Below are 21478 nucleotides of genomic sequence, written 5' to 3'. Positions count from 1 at the left end.
TACGCCCTGCGTTTACTCCCCACCCCCTAGCGACCCATCCCCCACCAGCAAGGGAGGGAAACGCATGTGCGCCCCCACGGTTATGGATGCGGTGGCGGCCCGCATGACCCGCCGCGGGTTCCTAGGGCTCTTAGGCGCGGCGGCTCTCGCCGGCACGGTAGCTCGAGCCGAAAAACGCGTGGCCGTCAAGGGGTTTACGAAGGTGCAAGACCTTACTCACCCGCTCTCCCCGAACTTCCCGATGTGGCCCGGGTTCGATCCGATCCGCATCACCCCCCTCGTCACGGTGGAGCAAAACGGTTTTTACGGTAACCGCGTGGACTTCTGGGAGCACTCCGGAACCCATATGGATGCGCCCGCGCATTTTGACGCCGACGGCCCCACCGCGGAGCAACTGCCCGTAGAACGCCTGTTCGCCCCCCTCGCCGTGATCCACATCGCGGAACGCGCGGCCAAGGACCCAGACGCGCAGCTCACTCCCGACGACATCCTCGCCTGGGAGCGGCGGTACGACCGCCTACCTGCGGGGGCTTTCGTGGCCATGTACTCCGGGTGGGAGCAGCATGCCTCTAACGCGGTGCGCTACCGCAACATGGACGCGAGCGGCACGATGCACTTCCCCGGCTTCCACCCGGACGCGGCCGCCATGCTGATCGAGGAACGCGAGATCACCGGCATTGGTGTGGACACCCTAAGCCTCGACTTCGGTGCCTCGACCGACTTCAAAACCCACCTCACCGTACTGCCTGCGGGCAAGTACGGCCTGGAGAACCTCGCGCACCTCGGAGAACTCCCCCCCGCCGGCGCGACGATCATCGTCGGAGCACCCAAACATCAGGGGGCTTCGGGAGGGCCGGTGCGGGCCTTCGCGGTATGGGACTAGCCCCCTACGGTACGCACGCACTGTCCTGCCGCACGAACTCCACGTGCACCCCTCGCGCCTCGAGCGCCTTGAGCTGCTCGAACACCTCCGGGTCCCCCGAAAGATCCAGGCAGTTCAAACGCACATCAATCACCTCGCCGCCCTGAAGCCCCGCGTTCGCCACGAGCGGGCCAAGGTTCGTTACCCGGTTCCGCACCAAGGAAACACGCACCAGGTTCTCCAGCTGCGCGAGCGCTCCCAAATCCGTGATCTCGTTGCGGCTTACCTCAAGCTGCACCAGGTTCACGAGCGCGCCCAGCGGCGTGAGGTCCGCGATCCGGTTCTGCCCCAAAACCAGCACGCGCAGCTCCGTGAGCCCCGCGAGCGGCGCGAGGTTCACGATCTGGTTCCCCTCGAGCTCGAGCACCTTCAAGGCCTTCAACCCCTCCAGCGCGGAGATATCCCGAATGCGGTTGAAGTTCAGGCCGAGCTGCTCCAGCCGCACGAGCCCCCCAAGCGGCGTGAGGTCCGCGATCCGGTTCTCGGAGGCGGAGAGGACCTGAAGATTCGTAAGCCCTGCGAGGGGCGTGAGGTCCGCGATCTGGTTGGCGTCCAGTCCCAGCTCCGTGAGTTCCACGAGCCTCGCAAGTGGATCGAGGTGCGTGATACGGTTAAAATCCAAACTCAACACCTTCAACTGGGTAAGGCCCGCTAGGGGCGCGAGGTCCGCGATCTGGTTCTCAGAGAGGAAAAGCGTGTCCAGCTGCGCAAGTTCCGCGAGGGGCGTAAGGTCCGTGACGCGGTTCGAGGCCAAGCTCAACACCCGCATCCGCGTCAGGTTCGCTAAAGGCTGGAGGTCCGTCACCGCGTTGCGCCAAGCCACCAGCACCGCAAGGCGCCCGAGGTCCGCGAGGGGCGCGAGGTCCGCGACCCGGTTGTTGCCGATCCTTAGCTCGGTTAGCTGGGTGAGTCCCGCGAGCGGCTCGAGGCTTTGCACCTGGTTGTTGCCAAGGTGGAGCCGCTTGAGGCGGGTGAGGTTCGCGAGCGGCGCGAGGTCTGTGATGCGGTTCGAGACCAGGTCGAGCTCCTCGAGGTAGCGCAGTTCCGCGAGCGGCGTGAGGTCCGCGATCCGGTTGCCTTTCAGGTCAAGCGTCACCAGGTTCACGGCGTGCTCTAGTCCCTCGAGGCTTTGGATCCTGCGTTCCGCGGCGTTCAGCGCCTCGAGCCGCGCCAGGTCCTCGCAGGCAAGGGGCGCCTCGGCCGCGTTGAGGGCCTCGCGCAGCGCGGCCTCCAGCCCTGGATCGGGCACCTCGACCGCGCACGCGCCGCCCTCACCGAAGGCCGTGAAGCTGCCCCCCACGAGCGCCACCGCTCCCCAAAGCCAAAGGCCGTTGCGTCGTAACTGTTCAAGCATATTTTGCCTCGCTTTCAAGCGACGGCATCGCCGCTCGCGTCCGGATGCCTGGTGTACGGGTACCTCCAAAGCCTACCCTACCCTCGGCGCGTCGCGTGCGGCCTGGCTCACGCCCACACAAAAAAGCGCGGGCCCGCGCCCGCGCCCTTCGCCTGCGCAAGCGTTAAGAGACCCGTTCCACCCGGCGCTCGTCCACGTGGTGCCGCGCTCGGTCCGCAAGCTGGTACAGCTTCTCCTTGGTGAGCGGGATCTTCCCCCCGAGCACCAGGCCGCGCCCTTCCTCATAGTGCGCGTGCCAGTGCAGGTGCCCCCCGGGAACCCGGAAGCTGATCTGCTTGAGTTTCGCGTGCCGTGGAGAAACGTCCGCCAGGAAGAACGGCTCGCCTCGTTCATCCGAAAGCGAAACCGTCATTACGCGGGTTGGCAGGTCGTACGGGCGGTGCATGCGGTAAATGTAATCGGGGAAGTCCGCCTCCCACTCGAACCGCACCCCGCGCTCTACCGCGTACGCCTTCAACCAGTCCAGCACCTCCACCCACGCCTCATAGAGTGCCTTGTCGTGGTTTTCGCTCATGGCTGTATTTTACCCGTAGACTAATACCGATGCGTCCCGCCGACCTTCCCCCCCTGCCCGAAGCGCCCGGCGTGTACCTGTGGAAGGCCGGGGACGAGGTGATCTACGTCGGGAAGGCCAAGCGCCTCAAGGCCCGCGTCACGAGCTACTTCCACGCCGAAGGCAAACCCGCGCGCATCGCTCAAGAAGCGAGCAGCCTCGAGTTCATCGTGACTCGAGACGAGATCGAGGCTCTTCTGCTCGAGGCGAACCTCATCAAGGCGCATCACCCCCGGTACAACGTGCTGCTTAAGGACGACAAGCACTACCCGTTCCTGAAGCTGACGAACGAGCCCTTCCCCATCCTGCTCGTCACGCGGCGCGTGCAGGACGACGGGGCGCGGTACTGGGGGCCGTTCCCCGACGCAGGGGCTGTACGGCGCATCAAGCGCTTGATCGACCGGGTCTTTCCCTTACGGAAAAACTCCGGCTACCCCATGAAGCGCCGCCGGTTCCCGTGCCTGAACCACGCGATGGGCCGGTGCCTCGCCCCTTGCGTGGGCCAGGCCGACCCCGCCGCGTACGCTGCGGTCGTGCGCCAGGTCGAGCAGGTTCTCGACGGCCGGATCGATGCCCTCATCGCCCAGATGGAAGCCCGCATGCACCAAGCCGCGCGCGAGACGAACTTCGAACTGGCCGCCGAGATCCGGGATCAGATCCAGGCCCTCAAGGCTTTCTTCAACGCGGACCAGCAGGCGTACGCCCTCGAGTTGGGCGACCTGGATTTTTTGGGGTTCGCCCGCGCGGGCGGGTACGCCATGGTGCAGCTCTACCAGATGCGCGGCGGGCGCATCCTTGGGCGAGCCAACCGCTTCGTGGAGGGCGTGAACGAGGCCGAGGACGCTGAGATCCTCGAGGCCTTCCTGCGCGAGCACTACCTCGAGGCCACCCCCCTCCCCCCCGTGGTGTTGCTGCCCTTTCACGTCGAGGCGGAAGCCCCCCTCGCGGCCTTCCTAAGCCAACGGGCCGGGCGTAAGGTCGCCCTTCGCGTCCCCCAGCGCGGAGAGAAGGCCCGACTCCTCGAGTTCGCCGCGAAAAACGCGCGGCTGGGCTTGGAGGCCGAGTTGAAGAGGCTCGAGCGCAAGGGGGATCACCCCGCCCTCAAGGCGCTCGCGGAGGTGCTGCGGCTCTCCCATCGCCCCTACCGCATCGAAGGCTTCGATATCTCGAACCTCATGGGGGAGGCGGTGGTCGCCTCGATCGCGGTCCTCGAGGGGGGGCGCCCCAAAAAGAGCGAGTACCGGCGCATGCGCATCCGCAACCTAGCGGGCCGCCCCAACGATTACGTCGCGATCGCGGAAGCGGTGTACCGCCGCTTCACCGGCTCGCTTGCGGACAAACTCCCCGTCCCGGACCTTCTGCTCATCGACGGTGGGCTCGGCCAGGTGCGCGCGGCGGCCCAGGCCCTCGAACGCGCGGGGCTCAGCGTGCCGCTCGTGGGCCTCGCGAAACGCGAGGAGACCCTCGTGCTTCCGAGCGGCGAACGGGTCACGCTCCCCCTCACCCACCCCGCGCTACAGCTCCTCATCCACCTGCGGGACGAAACGCACCGCAACGGGCTGCGCTACAACCGCAAGCTCCGCACCCAAAAGCACCTCAAGAGCCTCTTCGACGGCATTCCCGGCATCGGGCCGCGCCGCAAACAGGTGCTCTTGGAGCACTTCTCCACCCTAGAAGAACTCCGGCAAACCCCCCTGGAAACGCTCGCGCGCCTCCCCGGCATGAACCGCAAGGCCGCCCAAGCGGTGCTCGAGGCGCTAAAGCAACACGCCCCAGCCCAAACTGGTAAGATAGCCCCCTGATGCTTGACGTGAAGTCCCAGTTGCGCACCTCCGTTCTTCAAGCCCTGCAAGCCCTTGGCGTGGAGGATCCCCCCGAGGTCGTCGTGCAGGAAACCCCGCCGGACAAGCCCGGGGACTACGGCACCCCCATCGCTTTCCAGCTCGCGCGCGCGCTGCGCAAACCGCCCCCCGCGATCGCCGCCCAGCTCGCCGAGCACCTCCCCCTCCCCCAGGGCGTCGCCCGCGCCTTCGCAGTGGGGGGGTACCTCAACTTCGAGCTCGAGCCGGCCCACCTTATCCGAGCGGCGGCCGCGCCCCTCGAGCCCTTCCCCAAACGCCCCGGAAAGGTTCTGGTCGAGCACACCTCCGTCAACCCCAACAAGGAACTTCACGTGGGGCACCTGCGCAACATCTGCCTGGGCGACGCGATCAGCCGCATCCTGCGCTTCGCGGGACGCGAGGTCGAGGTCCTGAACTACATCGACGACACCGGCCGGCAGGTGGCGGAATCCCTGTTCGCCCTGGAGCACTACGGCCTCACCTACGACGGCACCCAGAAGTACGACCACTGGGTGGGGGCCGCGTACGTGCGGCTGCACCAGGAGCTTGCGGACCCCGAAGCGAAGGCCCGGCTCGAGCCTCGAATCCAGGAGGTGCTGCACCGCCTCGAGGCCGGAGAGCTCAGGGACGAGGTGGACAAGATCGTGCGCGCGCAGCTCGAGACCATGCACCGCCTGGGCGCGGAATACGACGTCCTGGTGTGGGAGTCGGACATCGTGCGGGAGGGGTTTTTGGCCAAGGCCATGGCGCTACTGGAGCAGACCCCGTACGTGAGCCGCCCCACCCAGGGCAAGTACGCGGGCGCGCTCGTGATCGACGTGTCGGCGTTTTTGCCGGGCCTCGAGGACCCGTACCTGGTGCTCATCCGCTCGAACGGCACCGCGACCTACACCGCGAAGGACATCGCCTTCCAGTTCTGGAAGATGGGGTTGTTTAAGGGGCTGAAGTTCCGCCCGTACGCCCAGGAGCCGAGCGGGAAGACCCTGTACACGAGCGCCCCGGAGGGCGAAGCGATGCCGTTTGGGGGGGCGAAGGAGACCATCAACGTGATCGACGTGCGCCAAAGCCACCCGCAGGCCGTGGTGCGGGCGAGCCTCGAGGTGGAGGGGCGGCCCGACCTGGCGGCGCGCGCCTACCATTTGGCGTACGAGACGGTGCTGCTGGAGGGCAAGCCCCTCTCGGGCCGCAAGGGCCACACGGTGAGCGTAGACGAGGTGCTGGACGAGGCGGTGCGCCGGGCGCGCGCGATCATCGCGGAGAAGAACCCGGAGCACCCCGACCCCAACCGGGCTGCGGAGGTGGTGGGGATCGGCGCGGTGCGGTTCGCGATGGTCAAGACAGAACCCAAGAAGCAGATCGACTTCCGCTGGGAGCAGGCCTTATCCTTCGAGGGGGACTCGGGGCCGTACGTGCAGTACGCGCACGCCCGCGCGGACTCGATCCTGCGGAAGGCAGCGGAGGCCGGGCTTACCGACGCGGACGCGGACCCGACTATGGCTACGCCGTACGAGGTGCAGCTGGCCAAGGTCCTCTTGCGCTTCCCGGAGGCGGTGCAAGACGCGGCGGAGCAAAAAACGCCGCACATCCTAGCCCAGTACCTTCTGGACCTCGCCGCGGCCTGGAACGCGTACTACAACGCTAAGACCCCCGAGGGCCGGCCCGCCACCCCGGTGCTCCAGGCCCCGGAGGGGTTGCGGGGGGCGCGCCTCAAGCTCGTACGGCAGCTGCGCGACACCCTGCGCACGGGGCTTGAACTGCTCGGCATCACCGCGCCCGAGGTCATGTAACCGCCTATACTGGAAGCGATGCACGCATCTTGGCATAAGCGGGTCCTGGCCTTCGCGGCGGTCGTGTTTTACGCCACCATCTCCTGGGCGGCCTTGACCAGCCCGGACGAGCTCGCGCGGGTGGAGGTCATCCGCCGCGCGATCCTCGCCGTGGTTAAGATCCAAGGCACGCCGGCCTTCAGCGAGTTCGCGGAAGGGCCCGTCTGGGGCTCCGGGTTCTTCTACAGCCCGAACCGGGTGGTGACGAACTTTCACGTGATCGACGGGCTGCGAAACATCACCGTGACGCTCCAGGACGGGCGCACCTTCCCCGCCCAGGTCTTCGCGGTGGACCGCGGCATCGACATCGCCCTGCTCACGGTGCTCGGCACGAGCGCGCCGGCCACGCTCACCTTCGGCAGCGCCAAGGACCTGGTACCGGGCCAGACCGCCATCGTGATCGGCAGCCCGTTCGGGCAACGCAACCTCGTCTCGGTCGGGGTGATCTCCGGTAAAGGCCCCTTCGAGTTCACGGCGCAGATCGGCAACCCCGACGTGGGGCTAGAGATCGCCGAGGTCATCTACACAGACGCGCGCGTCGAACCCGGCAACTCCGGCGGCCCCCTCCTGGACGGGCAAGGGCGCGTCGTCGGCGTGGTGGACGCGGTGTTGGGTGGCCCGAGCGGTATCGGCGGGCTGGGGCTCGCCATCCCCGCAGACCTCGTTGCGCAAAGCATCCAGGACCTCGAGCGCTATGGAGTACCGCAACGCGGCTACCTCGGCGCCACGCTGATCGACCTCTCCCAGCTGGACCCCCTCCTGCTCCGCCTGGCGGGGCTTTCCAGCGATCTTGGGGCCATGGTGGACCAGATCGAGCCGGGCTCCCCAGCGGACCAAGCCGGGCTGCGCGGCGCGAGCCGGGATCGGCTCGGCAAACTCACCACGCTGGGGGACGTGATTCTCGCGATCAACGGGAAGCCTGTACGCTCTCGCCACGATGTGATCCAGGAGGTGGCCCGGTACCGCCCCGGGGACACGATCACCCTAACCATATGGCGCGGAAACAAGAAGCTAGAGGTCACCGTAACGTTGATCGCTCGTCGCTAGGAGCCTAGGCATGTACATCGCTATCGAAGGTCCCATCGGTGTGGGCAAAACCACGCTCGCCCGCCACCTTGCCGATCACCTGAACGCGGAGCTGCTCCTCGAGGTCGTCGAGGAAAACCCCTTCCTACCGCTGTTTTACCAGGATCCTCAGCGGTACGCTTTCAAGGTTCAGGTCTTCTTCCTGCTCTCGCGGTACAAGCAGCTCCTGCCTCTCTCCCAACCCTCCTTGTTCACGGGGGCGGTCGTCGCGGATTACCTCTTCGACAAGGACTACATCTTCGCCTCGCTGAACCTCAAGGACGCGGAGTGGGAGTTGTACGCGGACCTGTACGCGCACCTCTCCCCTAAACTCCCCGCGCCGGACCTCACGATCTACCTGCGCGCCCCCGTCCCGGTGCTCCTCGAGCGCATCCACCGCCGGGGACGGCCGTTCGAGCGGGAGATCTCTCCGGAGTACCTGACGCGCCTTACCGAGGCGTACGACCGGCACTTCGAGCGGTACCCGCATCCCCTCTGGGTGCTGGACAACACCGAGATCAACTACGCGGAGAACCCCGCGGACCGGGAATGGGTAGCCCGCGAGGTGCTGCAGCGGGTAGGGCAGGCAAACCTCTAGGAGGGTGGACAGGCATGTACATCGCGATCGCGGGAAACATCGGTTCGGGCAAGTCCACCCTGACCGCCATGCTGGCCGAACGGTACCGGCTGCATCCAGTGTACGAAGCGGTGGAAGAAAACCCGTACCTGGAGGACTTTTACCGGGACATGCGGGCCTGGGCCTTCCACTCCCAGGTCTTCTTCCTCGCGCGGCGGCTCGAGCAGCACCTGAAGGAGATCAACGGCCGCAAACGGGTGGTGCAGGACCGCACGATCTTCGAGGACGCCTTCATCTTCGCGAAGAACCTCCACCGCCAGGGATACCTCTCCGAACGGGACTGGCGCACCTACCTGGCCCTCTACGAGGGGATCGCGCCCGCCCTGCGCATGCCGGACCGGCTGGTGTACATCCGGGCCTCCCTCCCCACCCTCCGCGCGCGGATCGCGAAACGCGGCCGGACCTACGAGCGGGCCATCCCGGACGCGTACCTCCAGGCCCTGAACGAACTGTACGAGGAATGGGTCGCAAACTACACCCTCTCCCCCGTCCTCATCGTTCCGGGGGACGAGCTTGATTTCGTGGAGGACGCAGGAGCACGGCAATGGGTGTACGACGCCCTCGAGGCCGGCGGCCTGACCCCTCCCCTCACGACCGAACCGTGAACTCCTCGAGGAGGCGCTCGAGCCGATCGCGAATCCCGGTGTACTCGAGCTCCCCGTACGGGAGCATCGCGGGCTCGACAAACCCCTGGCGGCGCATCTCCATGGCTTTCTCCACGACGTGGCGGCGCACGTGCTCCCACACGGGGTCGCTGAACATATCAACGGGGCGCGTGAAGCGGCCGTTCTTGATGGAGACGGCAAGCCCCATCACCATGGGCATGCAGAAGTAGCTCGAGGCCGGGGTGTTCGCGGGGACCGGCATGAGGGGCAGGTGATGGCTGCCCCGCGTGTCGCCCGCAACGAACGGAGCGAGGGCGAAGCACGGCCCCAGCTCCTCGGTGGCGGGGAAGATCTTCTGCACGCGCACGATCGCGACCGGGTCGTCCTTGCCCACGTACCGCCCGGCGATGTTGCGTAGCCGGGTGGTGCTCACCGCAACGGCCTGCTCGTCGGGGTACTTGCGGGACCAGATGGACTCGATCACGAACCGGTGCGGGTCCCGCAGGAGGATGGCGAGGTCGTAGAGCCGCTCGGGAGCCGCGAGGTCGATCACGTGCTCCGCTTCGGTTGCTTCCACGTCCATGACGCGGAAGCGAAATCCGGCTTGCAGGCCTGGGGAGAGCAAAAGCCCCGGGGAGTGCATGGGGTCGGCGAAAGCCAGGTACAGGGGGAGGTTGTACGCGCCGGGCTCGGTCTTGTCCGCGGCGAGCAGCACGACGGGCTCGTTGGGGCGCTCCTCGAACTGCAGTTCCGCCACCTGCGGGCCGAGCCCCACCAGGTTTCCGCTGAACGCGTCCTTCAAAAGGTCCTGCCCCGCCCCGTACAGCCCCTGGGCCTGGGCCACCCGGGTGCCCTCCTGAAAGGCCTCCCAGGCGAGCGCGTGCACCTCGGGGTCCCCCGGGTCACGGGTGTGGGTCAGAGCAACCACGATATCGTCCCCGCAGTGGAAGACCAGGCTGTCCAGGAAGACCGCCCTCTGCCCTTCCGTGATTACCTCCCGCACACGCGCCAGTACCTCCGGGCTGGGCGCGGTATGCCCCCCAACCGCGCCGATATCGGCCTTGAGCATGCTGAGCGTCAGCCGCATGCGCCACCTCCTTCACCAGGGTTTTTCTTCAAGATAGCCAAGGCTACGGCGCGGGTTAGGGGCAGGCTCACGCAAACAGGATGCATAAAGAGAACAAGTGTCGCATATTGTCCTAAATCATCGGGTTTTCCCTTGAAGACACCTCACCGGCGTGGCAAAGTAGATCCGGTATGCGCGGACCTGTGTTCCTCTCCATCCTCACCGTGTTCGCCACGCTGACGCTGGCCAACCCTGACACGGCTCGAGCCCACCTCACCTACGTGATCGAGCTGACCGAAGCCCGTGAGGTTGCGCTCGAGCAGTGCCCGCCCCTCCAGCCCCAGGCCCTGCCCGCCGGGGCGCGGGTCGTGCTCCAGACCTGCTTGGAGATCCCCCCGCAGCTTGCCGGGTTCACGCGGCGTTTCGCGCACGCCCTCGAGGGGCGCGCAGGGTTTTCGGGCACGTACCAAGGGGCCTTCGCCAACAGCGAGCGCTACGCGTACCAGACGCCGGAAGGCATGCTGTACCTGGCGTACGTGATCGCGGGGAACCGCGTGGGCATGACCTACTTCACCCTGGACGCCGCCCAGGGCCCCCGCCCCGGTTTCCAGTAAGCCCCCGGGCTTGCCCGCGGTGTGGAAACGGGGTAAGAATGACCCCCGTGACCACCGTGGCCGAGCTCTTCGCCCTGTACCGAGCGCCGGGTCCTCCCCACCCGGTGAAGGGCGTCACTCACGACTCCCGCCGGGTGCAGCCGGGGTTCGTCTACGTGGCCCTGCGGGGCCAGCGCTGCGACGGGCACCGCTTCATCCCCGACGCCGTCCAGCGGGGAGCCGTCGCGATCGTGGGGGAGGAGCCCCTCGAACCCGGAGTGCCCTACCTCCGGGTCCCCGACGCCCGCCGTGCCCTCTCGCGCCTCGCCGCGGCCTTCTACGGCTTCCCTTCCACGCGGCTTTTCGTAATCGGCGTGACCGGAACGGACGGCAAGACCACCACGAGCTGCCTCGTGCACCACCTCCTAACCCGCACGGGCCGGGGCGCGGGGCTGATCAGCACGGTCGGGCTGCGTTACGGGGAGGAAACGCGCCTTCTGGAAGGGCACTTCACCACCCCCGAGGCGCCCGAGGTGCAGGCCGCCCTCGCGGAGATGGTGCGGCGTGGCCTCACGCACGCGGTGCTCGAGACGAGCTCGCACGCCCTCGCCCAGCACCGCGTGGCGGACGTCGCGTACGACCTCGCGGTCTGGACGAACCTGAGCCCGGAGCACCTGGATTTTCACGGCAGCCTGGAAGCGTACTTCCAGGCCAAGGCCGCGCTGGTGAACCGCGCGGGGTTCAGCATCCTCAACGCGGGGTGCCCGTACGCGATGCGGCTCACGCACCGCCCGCACACGACCTACGGCGTACAGGCCGGCGCGTACCGCGCGGTACGGGTACGGGAAAGCACGGACGGACTTCGGTTCACCCTCGAAGCCCCCGGGTTCACGGGCGAGGCCTTCCTCCCCATGATCGGGCGGTACAACGTGGAGAACGCCCTCGCGGCCCTCGCCGCCGCGCACCGCGCGGGCGTACCGCTCGAGGAGGCCCTCCCCGCGCTCGCGCGCTTTTCCGGCGTGCCGGGCCGCATGCAGATCCTGCAAGCCCACCCCATCCGCGCGGTGGTGGACTTCGCGCACACCCCCAAGGCGCTCGCCAAGGCCCTCACCGCCCTGCGCCCCACCACCCCTGGGCGGCTCATCGTGGTGATCGGCGCGGCGGGGGAGCGTGACCCCGCCAAACGCGCTCCGCTCGGCCGCACCGCGGTCACGCTCGCGGACTTCGCGGTCTTCACCGAGGAGGACGCTCGCAGCGAGGACGTGCACGCCATCCTCCAGGAGATGGAGCGCGGCGCTCGGGAGGCCGGCGGCGTGCGCGGCACCCACTACGCCCTCAAGCCGGACCGGCGCGACGCGATCCGGTACGCCTTGTCCCTTGCGCGCCCAGGGGATACGGTGGTCTTCGCAGGCAAAGGGCACGAACGCACCCTGGAACGCGCGGACGAGACCCTGCCCTGGGACGAGGCCGAAGAGGTGCGCAAAGCGCTGGGAATCGCGATAGACTAGGGCATGCTGGGCTCCTATGGGAGCGCTAAACCCAACGAAGGGGTGCCCGATGAGACGCGATGAGCTTGTGAACTGGCTTGACGAGTACCTGGACCTCCCCCGATACCCGGATCTCTCGCTGAACGGCCTACAGGTCGAGGGCCGCCCCGAGGTAACGCGCGTCGGCGTGGCGGTGGACGCGGCCGCGCCCGTCTTCGAAAAGGCCCTCGAGGCCGGCGTGGACTTCCTGATCGTGCACCACGGCCTTTTCTGGGGAAAACCCCTGGCCGTGACGGGCCCCCATAAGCGGCGGCTCGAGCTCCTCTTCTCCGGCGGGATCAACCTGTACGCCGCGCACCTGCCCCTGGACGCGCACCCGGAGGTCGGCAACAACGCGGTGCTCGCGCGTGAGCTGGGCCTCGTGGACCTCGAGCCCTTCGGGGAGTTCAAGGGCGTGAAGATCGGGTTTAAAGGCCGCTTCCCGGTGCCGGAGTCCCTCGCGCAGATCGCGGACAAGCTCGGCCAGTTGACCGGGATGCAGTGCCTGGTGCACCAGGGCGGCCAGGACCCGGTGGAGCGCGTAGGCATCGTCTCAGGCGGGGCCGCCTGGACGGTCGTGGAGGCCGCGCGTGAGGGGCTCGAGCTGTTCATCACCGGTGAACCCAAGCACGAGGTGTTCCACGAGACCTTCGAGCGCGGCATGAACGCGATCTACGCCGGGCACTACGACACCGAGGTCTTCGGCGTCAAGGCCCTCGCCCAAAAGCTCCAGGAGACCTTCGGCCTCGAGTGGGTCTTCCTGGACCACCCCACCGGCCTATGAAGCCCGGGTTCTTCATCACCTTTGAGGGACCCGAGGGCTCGGGCAAGTCCACCCAAGCTGCGCACCTCGCGGCGTGGCTACGCCAACAGGGCGTTTCGGTCGTGGTTACGCGCGAGCCGGGCGGCACCCCACTCGGGCGCGCGGTGCGCCAGTGGCTGCTCTCGGAAAGCATGGATCCCGTCACGGAGTTCCTCCTGTACACCGCGGATCGGGCCGAGCACGTGCGGCACGTGATTCGCCCGGCCCTCGCCGCGGGGCAGGTCGTGATCTCGGACCGGTTCGTGGACTCCTCCTACGCCTACCAGGGGTTCGGCCGCGGGCTGGACCTCGAGTGGCTCCGAGCGGTCAGCCAACCAGTGCTGGAGGGGTTGGTGCCCGACGTCACCTTCCTGCTCGACCTGCCGCCGGAGGTGGGGCTCGCCCGGAAAGCGGAGCGGGACCGGCTCGAGCAGGAAAGCCTCGCCTTCCATCGACGGGTCCGGGAAGGGTATCGGGTCCTGGCCAGGGCGGAACCCCAGCGCTTCGTGGTGCTCGACGCAACCCAGCCCCCGGAGGTTATAGTTGAGCAGGTGCGGATCGAGGTGCAGCGACGATGGCGCGCTTGAAATGGCTTCTCATCGGGATGCTTTCCTTCTTAGGAGCGTACGGGTACTTTGTGGCCTTTCAGCTGCAAAGCCGCGTACCGCCCGGGCCGAAATTCCCGGAAGGCACCCTGCTCGTCGTGACTTCAGAACGCACGCTCGAGCTCGTTGTGGAGATCGCGGACACCCCTGAACGTTGGGCGCGGGGGTTGATGTTCCGCGACTCCCTCCCCGAGGACCGCGGGATGGTGTTTTTGTTCCCGCGCACCACGGATACGGGGTTTTGGATGAAGAACACGCGCATTCCGCTCTCGATCGCGTTCTTTGACGGGGAGGGCGTGATCCTGCGCATCATGGACATGGAGCCGTGCCTGGCGGATCCTTGTCCTGTGTACACCCCTGGCGTGGCCTATAGGGGCGCGCTGGAGGTAAACCAGGGGTGGTTTGAACGCCACGGTGTCCGGGAGGGGGACTACGTCAGCCTCGTCAGCGTCCCGCCCCGGTAGGAGGCCTTATGCAGTCGTTCTCCTTTGATCCGCAACACCTCCCTGAGTACAAACCCCTTGCTGCGTACGGCATGATCGGAGACAACCGGACGGCGATCCTGGTGGGGGCCGATGGTTCCGTGGACTGGGCGTGCCTCCCCGACTTCGACTCCCCCGCGGTGTTCGCGGCGCTGCTTGACCCGCGCGCTGGACGGTTCGCCGTGCGGCCCGCGATTCCCTTCCAAGCACGGCAGCACTACGAGCGCGGCACGAACATCCTGGTCACGGAGTTCGTCACGGCCAAAGGCACCGCGCGCCTGCGGGACTTCATGCCGTACGTGCCAGGGCGGCGGGTACCGACCGCGGAAATCCACCGGATGATCGAGGGCGTGCGGGGCGAAGTGCCCATGGAGGTGATCTTCGAGCCCCGCTTCGGGTACGGCCTGCACGCCGCGCTGTACGACCCTAGCCCCTACGGGATCCTCGCCCGTCACCCCCGAGAGGGCTCCATCAGCCTCTCGAGCAACGTACCGCTCGAGATCGATGGGAACCGCGCAGTGGGGCATTTTACCATTGAAGCGGGGAACGAGGCTTGGATGGTAGCTGACTGGGGCGCGCACGAGGTGCACCCGGTGCGCAGCTACCAGTCCCCGCGCCGCCTCTGGCTCACGCGCCAGTTCTGGCGGGCTTGGATCGACCGATTGCGGTACCACGGGCGTTACCGAGGCGTGGTGGAGCGCAGCCTCCTGACGCTGAAGCTTTTGATCTACGAACCTACCGGCGCGATCGTCGCGGCCCCCACCACCTCCCTCCCCGAATGGCCGGGCGGTCAGCGCAACTGGGACTACCGCTACACCTGGGTGCGCGACTCGGCCTTCATGCTGCGCGCCCTGTTCAACGCCGGGTATATCGAGGAGGGCACCGCGTACTTCGACTGGCTGCTACAGCAGTGCCTGGGCGACGCTGACGGCCTGCAGGTCATGTACGGCATCCGGGGGGAACACCACCTGCCCGAGCGCGAACTCCCCCTCCGGGGGTACATGGACTCCCGCCCCGTTCGCATTGGGAACGGGGCGGTGCACCAGTTTCAGCTGGATATCTACGGGAGCCTGCTGGACGCTGCGGTGCGGTACGACCGGCATGGCGGCGTCCTCACGATCACCGAGTGGGAGAAACTACGCGAGCTGGTCGAGGTGGTGCGGCGCCGCTGGCGCGAACCGGACTCCGGCGTGTGGGAAGCACGCAGCGGCCCTCAGCACTACACGTACTCCAAGATCTGGGCCTGGGTGGCGCTCAACCGTGCCGTCGCGCTTGCGCTCAAGCTCGGCGTGGACGCGCCCGTGGAGGCGTGGACCCAGGAAGCGATGGAGATCCACGCGGAGGTCCTCGAGCGCGCATGGAACCCTAAGCTGCAAGCCTTCACGCAAGCCTACGGCTCGGAGGCGCTGGACGCCGCGGTGCTGGTCATGCCCGAGGTGGGCTTCCTTCCCGCGAGCGACGCGCGGTTCCAGTCCACCCTACGCGCGGTGCGCGAACACTTAACCGCAAGGGAGGATCCCTTGCTCTACCGGTACCTTCCAGAACGCTCTGACGACGGGGTGGGCGGCCCCGAAGGCGCGTTCCTCCTTGTCTCCTTCTGGCTCGTTGAAGCCCTCGCGCTTGCCGGTGACCTTAAGGACGCCCGCGCGGCACTGGAGAAGCTTCTCGATCACATGAGCCCTCTCGGGCTCTACAGTGAGGAGCTGCACCCCGAGGATCGCACCCTCTTGGGGAACTTCCCCCAAGGGTTCAGCCACCTCGGCCTGGTGAACGCGGTGTTCCGTTTGGATCAGGTGCGCCGCCAACGCGAAGGGTGGGAGGTGGTGTAACCCCTTAACCGCAGCTTCTCCGTTCACGTGCGAGCCTCCCGTCCTCCCTGGCGAGGCAAGGGGGAGGACGGTACAAGCCCCATCAACCGTTCGTGGCCCCCTGTTCTGCCGCGGCTTTCTTGGAGGGGTTCAGGTACCCCTCGAGGTAAGCGACCACTGCCTCCACGTCCTCAAGCCGGTAACGAGCACGGGTCCGGCCGGGTCCAACGCGGATCGTCAGCGCGTCCTCCCCTAAAGCGGCAAAGGCCTCCTCGTCCGTAGCGTCATCCCCGATATACACGGGCGTGCGCCCGGGGTACATCGCCACAATGCGCCGCACCGCCTGCCCCTTGTTGTACCCTGCGGGGCGCACCTCCAGGACCTTCTTGCCCCACAGAGGCTCGAGGCCCTCCGGGAGTCGCGCCACCCACCGCTGTAGCGCCTCCACCACCGCGGCCTCGTCCGGCGCGCCCCGGTAGTGCAGCGCGATCGCGCACCCCTTGTCCTCCAGGCGCACCCCCTCCATCCGGGGCACCTCCCGACGCAACCGTTCGATGCGCTCGAGAACCCCCGAAAACACCAGGGTCCGCGCCTCCTCCCCCAGGATGCCCTCCTCCATGCCGTGCACCCCCACGACCCGGAGCCCAGGAACGGGAAGAAGGGGCTCGAGGTCCGCGACGCGCCGCCCGGTCACCAGGTACAGGGGGTGGCGGCGGGAGAGCTCCGCGAGCAGGCGCGGCACCTGTGGGTGGGGGTAGGCTCGCGCCGGGTCCTGGACCAGGGGCGCAAGGGTACCGTCGTAATCTATGAGGAACAGGGGGTTGGGAGCGCGGGGAACCTTCATCGTTACACCTCCAGGCTTTCCAGGAACCGTCGGGCCCACCCGTGCACGTCCAGGGCCTCTACCCGTTGCTTCAAGGCCGAGATGCGGGCGTACCGCTCGCGCATCGGCATACGGATCGCTTCGCGGATCGCTTGGGCAACTCCTTCGATGTCGTACGGGTTCACGTGCAGCGCCTCGGGCAGCACCTGCGCGGCTCCGGCCAGGTCGGAGAGGACCAGGATGCCGTCCTCACTCGCGGCCACGAACTCCTGGGCTACCAGGTTCATGCCGTCACGCAGCGGCGTGATCAAGGCTACGTCCGCAGCGCGGTAGAAGGCTGCTAGCTGCTCCCGGGTAAACGCGCGGTACAGGTAACGCACAGGCACCCAACCGTCGCGCATGAAGCTGCCGTTGATCCGCCCAACGATCTCATCGATCTCCCGCTTGAGGGCGCGGTACGACTCGACCCGCGTCCGGCTGGGCGTGGCGACCTGGTAGAAGGTCACGCGCCCGCGGTAGTACGGGTTGGCCTGAAGGAAGCGCTCAAAGGCGAGGAGGCGTTCGAGGATGCCTTTGGTGTAATCCAGGCGGTCCACGCCCAAAAGAATGTGCTCGGTACCCGCTTCTCGACGAATGCGCTGGGCCTCGGCGCGCACCTTGGGGTCGTAGGAGAGGTGCCGGTAGGCGCGGGTGTCGATACCGATTGGGTGGGCCTCGATGCGTACCCTGCGCCCTTCCCAGCACACGAGGTTGTCCCGCACCTCGGCGCCCAACAACCGGCGCGCGGCGTCCAGGAAGTTCTCCGCGTACTCCTCAACGTGGAAGCCGACGACGTCGGCGCCGAGCACCCCGCGCAGCAGCGCGCGCGCCCAGGGCAGCACACGCCAAACCTCCACCGCGGGCCAAGGAATGTGCCAGAAGTAGCCGATCCGCCCTTCGGGCCGCGCTTGGCGCAGGATTCCGGGTACGAGCATCAGTTGGTAGTCCTGGACCCAGACCGTGTCGTCCGTGCCCCACACCTCCAGCGTGGCCTCCGCGAAACGTTGGTTCACGCGGGCGTATTCCTTGTAGAATTCCCGCCGCAGGTCGGTGCGTTCGATAAAGTAATGAGCCAGGGGCCAGAGCACGCGGTTGGCCATCCCGTAATAGTAGTGGGAGACCTCACGCTCGCTGAGGTACAACCGCCGCACGGTAAACTGCGGGTGGTTGGGAGGATACGGCAGGGTGGGACGCTCCCGTGCGGTGCGATCCCCCCACGCGACCCAGACCCCACCACGCCGCGCGAGGACCGGGAGCAAGGCGGTGACCAAGCCGCCAACGGAAGGCACCCAGCGGCCCTCTTGCTCGCGCAAGGGTTCTCGGTTCGCTACGATCACTAATCCCATGCCTGTTTTAAACCCTATCCGAATCGTGGAGTGGACACAGTAGCGAGGGTTTCCGTTTGAGGATTCGCGGGGAGCGCTATAGTTGCGGACGACAAGCCGGAACGGGCCCCGTTCGGGACCCGTTTTGGTACAGATTCAGTCCTGTGGCGCTCTGGCCGAGGCCGTGGGCGTGGGGTTAATCCTCGGAGTTCGACCCCTCCGATTTGCCCTTGCCGTTTGAGGAGGCGTAGTCCTTGATGTGCCACCCGGATCCCTTGAAGATGATCGCTGGGGGCACGATGATCCGCTTGATCGGCTCCCCCGTTTCCGGGTGCTGGGTGTACGGTTCGTCGTGGTAGCCCTGTTCGAACTCGTAGTACTCGCCCGTTTCCAGTCCCTTGTACACGTATACCGGCATAGCTCGTCCCTCCTCGCGCCCGAGGCGCATTTTGACACTTAACCCCCTAGAGTGTCAATCCCCGCACCCATCCCCAAGCCGCTACCCTATAAGGTATGACGAAGCGCGAACTGCGCGCCTGGGCGAAAACCCAGCGCGCCGCCCTCGACACTCCCGCCCTCAGCCAGCGGCTCGTAGCGCACCTCGCCGCCTTCCTAAAAGCACGGCGCGCCCGGCACATCCTGCTCTACCACGCCTTCAACCACGAGCTCGACCCCCGCGCCCTTCCCCAGGCCTACCTCCAGGCGCACTACTACCTGCCGCGCACCGCGCCTCACGGCCTGACCGTCCACCCCCTCCACGCCCCGCTCGTGAAGCACCCCCTCGGGTTCTACGAACCCGCCCCCCACGCCCCCCAGATCCCCCCCACCGCCCTGGACGCCGTCCTCGTCCCCGGCCTGGCCTTCGACCGCGAAGGCTACCGCCTCGGATACGGCAAAGGCTATTACGACCGGTTCCTCGCTACCCTCCCCCCCCACACCCTCACCATCGGCCTCACAGCCGAGGCTCTGGTGGTGGACCGTCTGCCGCGCGACCCGTGGGACCAACCCGTCGCCTTCCTAGCCACCGAAACCGGCGTCCACCCCCGCAAAGAGGATCGTGTACCATAGGGGACCGGATGCGTTTTCCCAAGGCCTTCCTGCACCGCATGCACGACCTCCTCGGGGAGGAGTACCCCGCCTTCCTCAAAGCCCTCACCGCCCAGGACCGCAGCTACGGGCTACGGGTGAACACCCTAAAACTCGAGCCGCGCGCCTTCCAAGCCCTAAGCCCCTGGCCCCTCGAACCCATCCCCTGGTGCCCTGAGGGGTTCTACTACCCGCCGGAAGCCCGGCCGGGGCCGCACCCGTACTTTTACGCGGGGCTGTACTACATCCAAGAGCCTTCCGCGCAGGCGGTCGGCGTGCTCGCCGCCCCCAAGCCGGGGGAGCGCGTGCTGGACCTCGCGGCTGCGCCCGGCGGTAAGACCACGCACCTCGCAGCGCGCATGCAGGGCCAGGGCCTCCTCATCGCGAACGAGGTGGACGGCCGCCGGGTGCGCGGCCTGCTCGAGAACGTGGAGCGCTGGGGAGCGCGCCTTGCTGTAGTAAGCGCGCGCGTGGAGCAGCTGGCCCAAGCCTGGGGCGGGTACTTCGACCGTGTTGTGCTGGACGCGCCGTGCTCGGGTGAAGGCATGTTCCGCAAGGATCCCGAGGCCGTGCGGCACTGGGGCCCCGGCAGCCCCGCCCGCGCCAGCCGCATTCAACGGCGCTTGATCCTCGCCGCGGCCGCGCTCGTACGGCCCGGCGGAGTTCTGGTCTACGCCACCTGCACCTTCGCCCCGGAGGAGAACGAGGCGGTCGTGGCCGCCCTCCTCGAGGCCCACCCCGAGTTCGAGGTGGAGGACGCGCGCTTTCACCCCGCGTTCGCGCCCGGCGTGCCCGCGTGGGGGGGTGGGGAGGTGCGCCTCGAACGGACCGCGCGCCTTTGGCCTCACCGGCTCCGGGGGGAGGGGCATTACCTCGCCCGCCTGCGCCGCACCGACGGCCCGGAAGGCACGCCCCCGCGGGTACGGGTGCCGCGCGTGGACCCGACGGCCCAGGCCGAGTGGCGGGCTTTCGCGAGGAGGCACCTCGAGACGCTCCCCGAGGGCGTGATCTGGGAGCGCTCCGGGCACCTCTACCTGCTCCCAGAGGACCTGCCCAGCCTGGATCGCATCAAAGCGCCCGCGCCGGGGCTATACCTGGGCCAGGCCAAAAAGGGCCGGTTCGTGCCCGCAAAAGCCCTCGCCCACTACCTGCGCCCGGGTACAGCCGGCCCCACCTTCGATCTCGATCCTGAGGACTCGCGCGCGCTGCGGTTCGCGCAAGGTGAAGGAGTCGAGGCCGTGGGCGAGGACGGCTGGTACCTCGTCACCACGAAGGGGCATGCCCTAGGCTGGGGACGGCTAAAGGGCGGGGTGTTGCGGCCAAGCCGGGCCACGCTGAACTAAGTTCAGGCCCTATGCAGCACGCGCGCACCCACCAGGGCCGTGCGCCAGAAGGCGGAACGCACACGGGCCGGTAGGGGTAGCCGCGCGATGCGCCGAGCCACCCGAATATCCAGCCGGCCGCGCGTATCGCGTGCGCAAGCTTCCTCGAGGGCCTGGGTGGCCTCCCGAGGCCTTCCCGCCACGAGAAGCTCAAACCCCAGGTGCGCCAGGCGCACCACCAAGGCCTCTTGCCGCAACGGCTCGAGTTCGGAGGGGCAGAACCCCGCCAGCTTCTCCTTGAAGATCCGGACCTCCTGCTGCAGGCGGGGGATGACGTGCGCTTGAATGACGTGCGCTTTAGGGTGCTTACGGTAGTACACGAGCGGCTCGGGAAGGTAGTACCCGTACGCGCCCCGAAGGAATACACGCAGCCACAACGCGTACTCCGGCGTCATCGTCAGTTCGGGGTCGAATACCACTTCCGGATCGTACAAGCGGGCCATCCGATCTCGGTGCACCAACGCGCCGAAAGCCAGGATGTAGTTCGCGAAGAAGAGCTCCCGCACGTTCCGATGCACCCCCGGCGGGGGGGTGGTTTCCGGGTACAGGTCCGAGTACTTGTTGATCACCCGTCCCTGCACGTCCACCCGGTACCCGTCGCAGTGCGCGATCGTCACCTCCGGGTGTGCCTCGAGCGCCGCGACGAGTTTTTCGAGTAAGGTGGGGGCCCACCGGTCGTCGGAGCCGCACATGATCCAGTACCGGCTCTCAGGGTGCATGCGCCGGTAGCAGCGGTTGAAGTTCGCCACCGCGGGTATGTACGCCGCGTTGCGAAAGTACACGATTCGGGGATCGCGGCGCTGGTAGTACGCAACGATCTCCGCCGTGTTATCGGCGGAGGGCGTGTGCCCGATGATGAGCTCGAAGGCCCGCATCGTTTGAGCGAGCACCCCTTCGATCGCCTGCGGCAAGAACTCCGCGAAGTTGTACGTGGGCATCAGTACCGAGACCCGCGGCGTACCCGTCCCACCCAAGAATCTACGCCCCCTTCGCACTCCTGCAAACGTTCATCACGCTATCCCTCGAACCGTAACCCCTCCGTTACCCTTGGTCCCCTTCGCGGACGGGTTCCCAAGGC

The 21478-nt window shown here is 67.3% G+C and carries 21 protein-coding genes; 14 read left to right on the top strand and 7 right to left on the bottom strand.

From position 1 onward, the window contains the following. The first annotated feature begins 82 nt into the window (after nucleotides 1–82). Nucleotides 83–883, top strand: a complete 801-nt coding sequence (locus MARKY_RS03890; RefSeq protein WP_245526792.1) for a cyclase family protein — start codon at nucleotides 83–85, stop codon at nucleotides 881–883. Between the two features lie 4 nt (nucleotides 884–887). On the opposite strand, the gene MARKY_RS03885 is transcribed toward MARKY_RS03890, so the two are convergent. Beyond that, the gene (locus tag MARKY_RS03885) at nucleotides 888–2276 is read right to left on the bottom strand and encodes a leucine-rich repeat domain-containing protein (RefSeq protein WP_013703567.1); all 1389 of its coding nucleotides are present in this window, start codon (nucleotides 2274–2276) and stop codon (nucleotides 888–890) included. Nucleotides 2277–2439: 163 nt separating this feature from the next. Next, a complete protein-coding gene (locus MARKY_RS03880) occupies nucleotides 2440–2850 on the bottom strand; it encodes an NADH-quinone oxidoreductase subunit 15 (RefSeq protein WP_013703566.1) in 411 nt (136 codons plus the stop codon). 29 nt (nucleotides 2851–2879) lie between these two features. Here MARKY_RS03880 and uvrC point away from each other — a divergent pair, with 29 nt between their 5' ends. The 5 genes from uvrC to MARKY_RS03855 are packed head-to-tail and all read left to right on the top strand — an operon-like array spanning nucleotide 2880 to nucleotide 8863. Next, on the top strand, nucleotides 2880–4691 hold the full coding sequence (gene uvrC, locus MARKY_RS03875) for an excinuclease ABC subunit UvrC (protein WP_013703565.1): 1812 nt from the start codon (nucleotides 2880–2882) through the stop codon (nucleotides 4689–4691). Further along, nucleotides 4691–6517: an arginine--tRNA ligase gene (locus tag MARKY_RS03870; protein WP_013703564.1), complete on the top strand. Its 1827-nt coding sequence runs from the start codon at nucleotides 4691–4693 to the stop codon at nucleotides 6515–6517. Before uvrC ends, MARKY_RS03870 begins: the two co-directional genes overlap by 1 nt. Before the next feature lie 18 nt (nucleotides 6518–6535). Continuing rightward, nucleotides 6536–7603: a S1C family serine protease gene (locus MARKY_RS03865; RefSeq protein ID WP_013703563.1), complete on the top strand. Its 1068-nt coding sequence runs from the start codon at nucleotides 6536–6538 to the stop codon at nucleotides 7601–7603. A gap of 10 nt (nucleotides 7604–7613) precedes the next feature. Then, the gene (locus MARKY_RS03860; RefSeq protein WP_013703562.1) at nucleotides 7614–8219 is read left to right on the top strand and encodes a deoxynucleoside kinase; all 606 of its coding nucleotides are present in this window, start codon (nucleotides 7614–7616) and stop codon (nucleotides 8217–8219) included. 14 nt (nucleotides 8220–8233) lie between these two features. Continuing rightward, nucleotides 8234–8863 (top strand): deoxynucleoside kinase, encoded by a 630-nt coding sequence (locus MARKY_RS03855; RefSeq protein WP_013703561.1) that lies wholly within the window; start codon nucleotides 8234–8236, stop codon nucleotides 8861–8863. Here the strand turns inward: MARKY_RS03855 and MARKY_RS03850 are convergent. Then, nucleotides 8847–9950: a fructose-1,6-bisphosphatase gene (locus tag MARKY_RS03850; protein WP_013703560.1), complete on the bottom strand. Its 1104-nt coding sequence runs from the start codon at nucleotides 9948–9950 to the stop codon at nucleotides 8847–8849. The two genes, MARKY_RS03855 and MARKY_RS03850, sit on opposite strands and share 17 nt — an antisense overlap. Before the next feature lie 170 nt (nucleotides 9951–10120). Here MARKY_RS03850 and MARKY_RS03845 point away from each other — a divergent pair, with 170 nt between their 5' ends. From MARKY_RS03845 to MARKY_RS03820, 6 genes are read left to right on the top strand one after another with little or no spacing between them, the layout of a single operon-like run. Next, nucleotides 10121–10543, top strand: a complete 423-nt coding sequence (locus MARKY_RS03845; protein WP_013703559.1) for a hypothetical protein — start codon at nucleotides 10121–10123, stop codon at nucleotides 10541–10543. 38 nt (nucleotides 10544–10581) lie between these two features. After that, a complete protein-coding gene (locus tag MARKY_RS03840; protein WP_013703558.1) occupies nucleotides 10582–12030 on the top strand; it encodes a UDP-N-acetylmuramoyl-L-alanyl-D-glutamate--2,6-diaminopimelate ligase in 1449 nt (482 codons plus the stop codon). Between the two features lie 49 nt (nucleotides 12031–12079). Continuing rightward, the gene (locus MARKY_RS03835; protein ID WP_013703557.1) at nucleotides 12080–12832 is read left to right on the top strand and encodes a Nif3-like dinuclear metal center hexameric protein; all 753 of its coding nucleotides are present in this window, start codon (nucleotides 12080–12082) and stop codon (nucleotides 12830–12832) included. Then, entirely contained in the window at nucleotides 12829–13437 is a 609-nt protein-coding gene (tmk, locus tag MARKY_RS03830; protein WP_013703556.1) for a dTMP kinase, read from the top strand. The genes MARKY_RS03835 and tmk overlap by 4 nt, the downstream gene beginning before the upstream one ends. After that, a complete protein-coding gene (locus tag MARKY_RS03825; protein WP_013703555.1) occupies nucleotides 13425–13919 on the top strand; it encodes a DUF192 domain-containing protein in 495 nt (164 codons plus the stop codon). Before tmk ends, MARKY_RS03825 begins: the two co-directional genes overlap by 13 nt. A gap of 8 nt (nucleotides 13920–13927) precedes the next feature. After that, nucleotides 13928–15766 carry a glycoside hydrolase family 15 protein gene (locus MARKY_RS03820; RefSeq protein ID WP_013703554.1) on the top strand — a complete coding sequence of 613 codons (1839 nt, stop codon included), beginning with the start codon at nucleotides 13928–13930 and terminating at the stop codon, nucleotides 15764–15766. An 82-nt stretch (nucleotides 15767–15848) separates the two neighbouring features. Here the strand turns inward: MARKY_RS03820 and otsB are convergent, their stop codons facing one another. The 3 genes from otsB to MARKY_RS03805 all read right to left on the bottom strand — a co-directional run bounded on the left by otsB (nucleotide 15849) and on the right by MARKY_RS03805 (nucleotide 18350). Further along, nucleotides 15849–16589: a trehalose-phosphatase gene (gene otsB, locus MARKY_RS03815; RefSeq protein ID WP_013703553.1), complete on the bottom strand. Its 741-nt coding sequence runs from the start codon at nucleotides 16587–16589 to the stop codon at nucleotides 15849–15851. Nucleotides 16590–16591: 2 nt separating this feature from the next. Continuing rightward, nucleotides 16592–17953 carry an alpha,alpha-trehalose-phosphate synthase (UDP-forming) gene (locus MARKY_RS03810; RefSeq protein WP_013703552.1) on the bottom strand — a complete coding sequence of 454 codons (1362 nt, stop codon included), beginning with the start codon at nucleotides 17951–17953 and terminating at the stop codon, nucleotides 16592–16594. Nucleotides 17954–18128: 175 nt separating this feature from the next. Beyond that, a complete protein-coding gene (locus MARKY_RS03805) occupies nucleotides 18129–18350 on the bottom strand; it encodes an FmdB family zinc ribbon protein (protein WP_013703551.1) in 222 nt (73 codons plus the stop codon). Nucleotides 18351–18445: 95 nt separating this feature from the next. Between MARKY_RS03805 and MARKY_RS03800 the strand changes: the two genes are divergently transcribed. Beyond that, nucleotides 18446–19000, top strand: a complete 555-nt coding sequence (locus MARKY_RS03800) for a 5-formyltetrahydrofolate cyclo-ligase (protein ID WP_013703550.1) — start codon at nucleotides 18446–18448, stop codon at nucleotides 18998–19000. Nucleotides 19001–19008: 8 nt separating this feature from the next. Continuing rightward, complete coding sequence (gene rsmF / locus MARKY_RS03795; protein ID WP_013703549.1) at nucleotides 19009–20361, top strand: 16S rRNA (cytosine(1407)-C(5))-methyltransferase RsmF; 1353 nt, start codon at nucleotides 19009–19011, stop codon at nucleotides 20359–20361. A gap of 2 nt (nucleotides 20362–20363) precedes the next feature. Here rsmF and MARKY_RS03790 read toward each other — a convergent pair whose 3' ends face one another. Beyond that, nucleotides 20364–21338, bottom strand: coding sequence for a glycosyltransferase (locus MARKY_RS03790; protein WP_041657807.1), 975 nt, complete (start codon nucleotides 21336–21338; stop codon nucleotides 20364–20366). Nucleotides 21339–21478 lie beyond the last annotated feature (140 nt).

This window comes from Marinithermus hydrothermalis DSM 14884 (assembly GCF_000195335.1).
Lineage (GTDB): Bacteria > Deinococcota > Deinococci > Deinococcales > Marinithermaceae > Marinithermus > Marinithermus hydrothermalis.
This window is presented reverse-complemented; position numbering and strand designations above follow the sequence as displayed.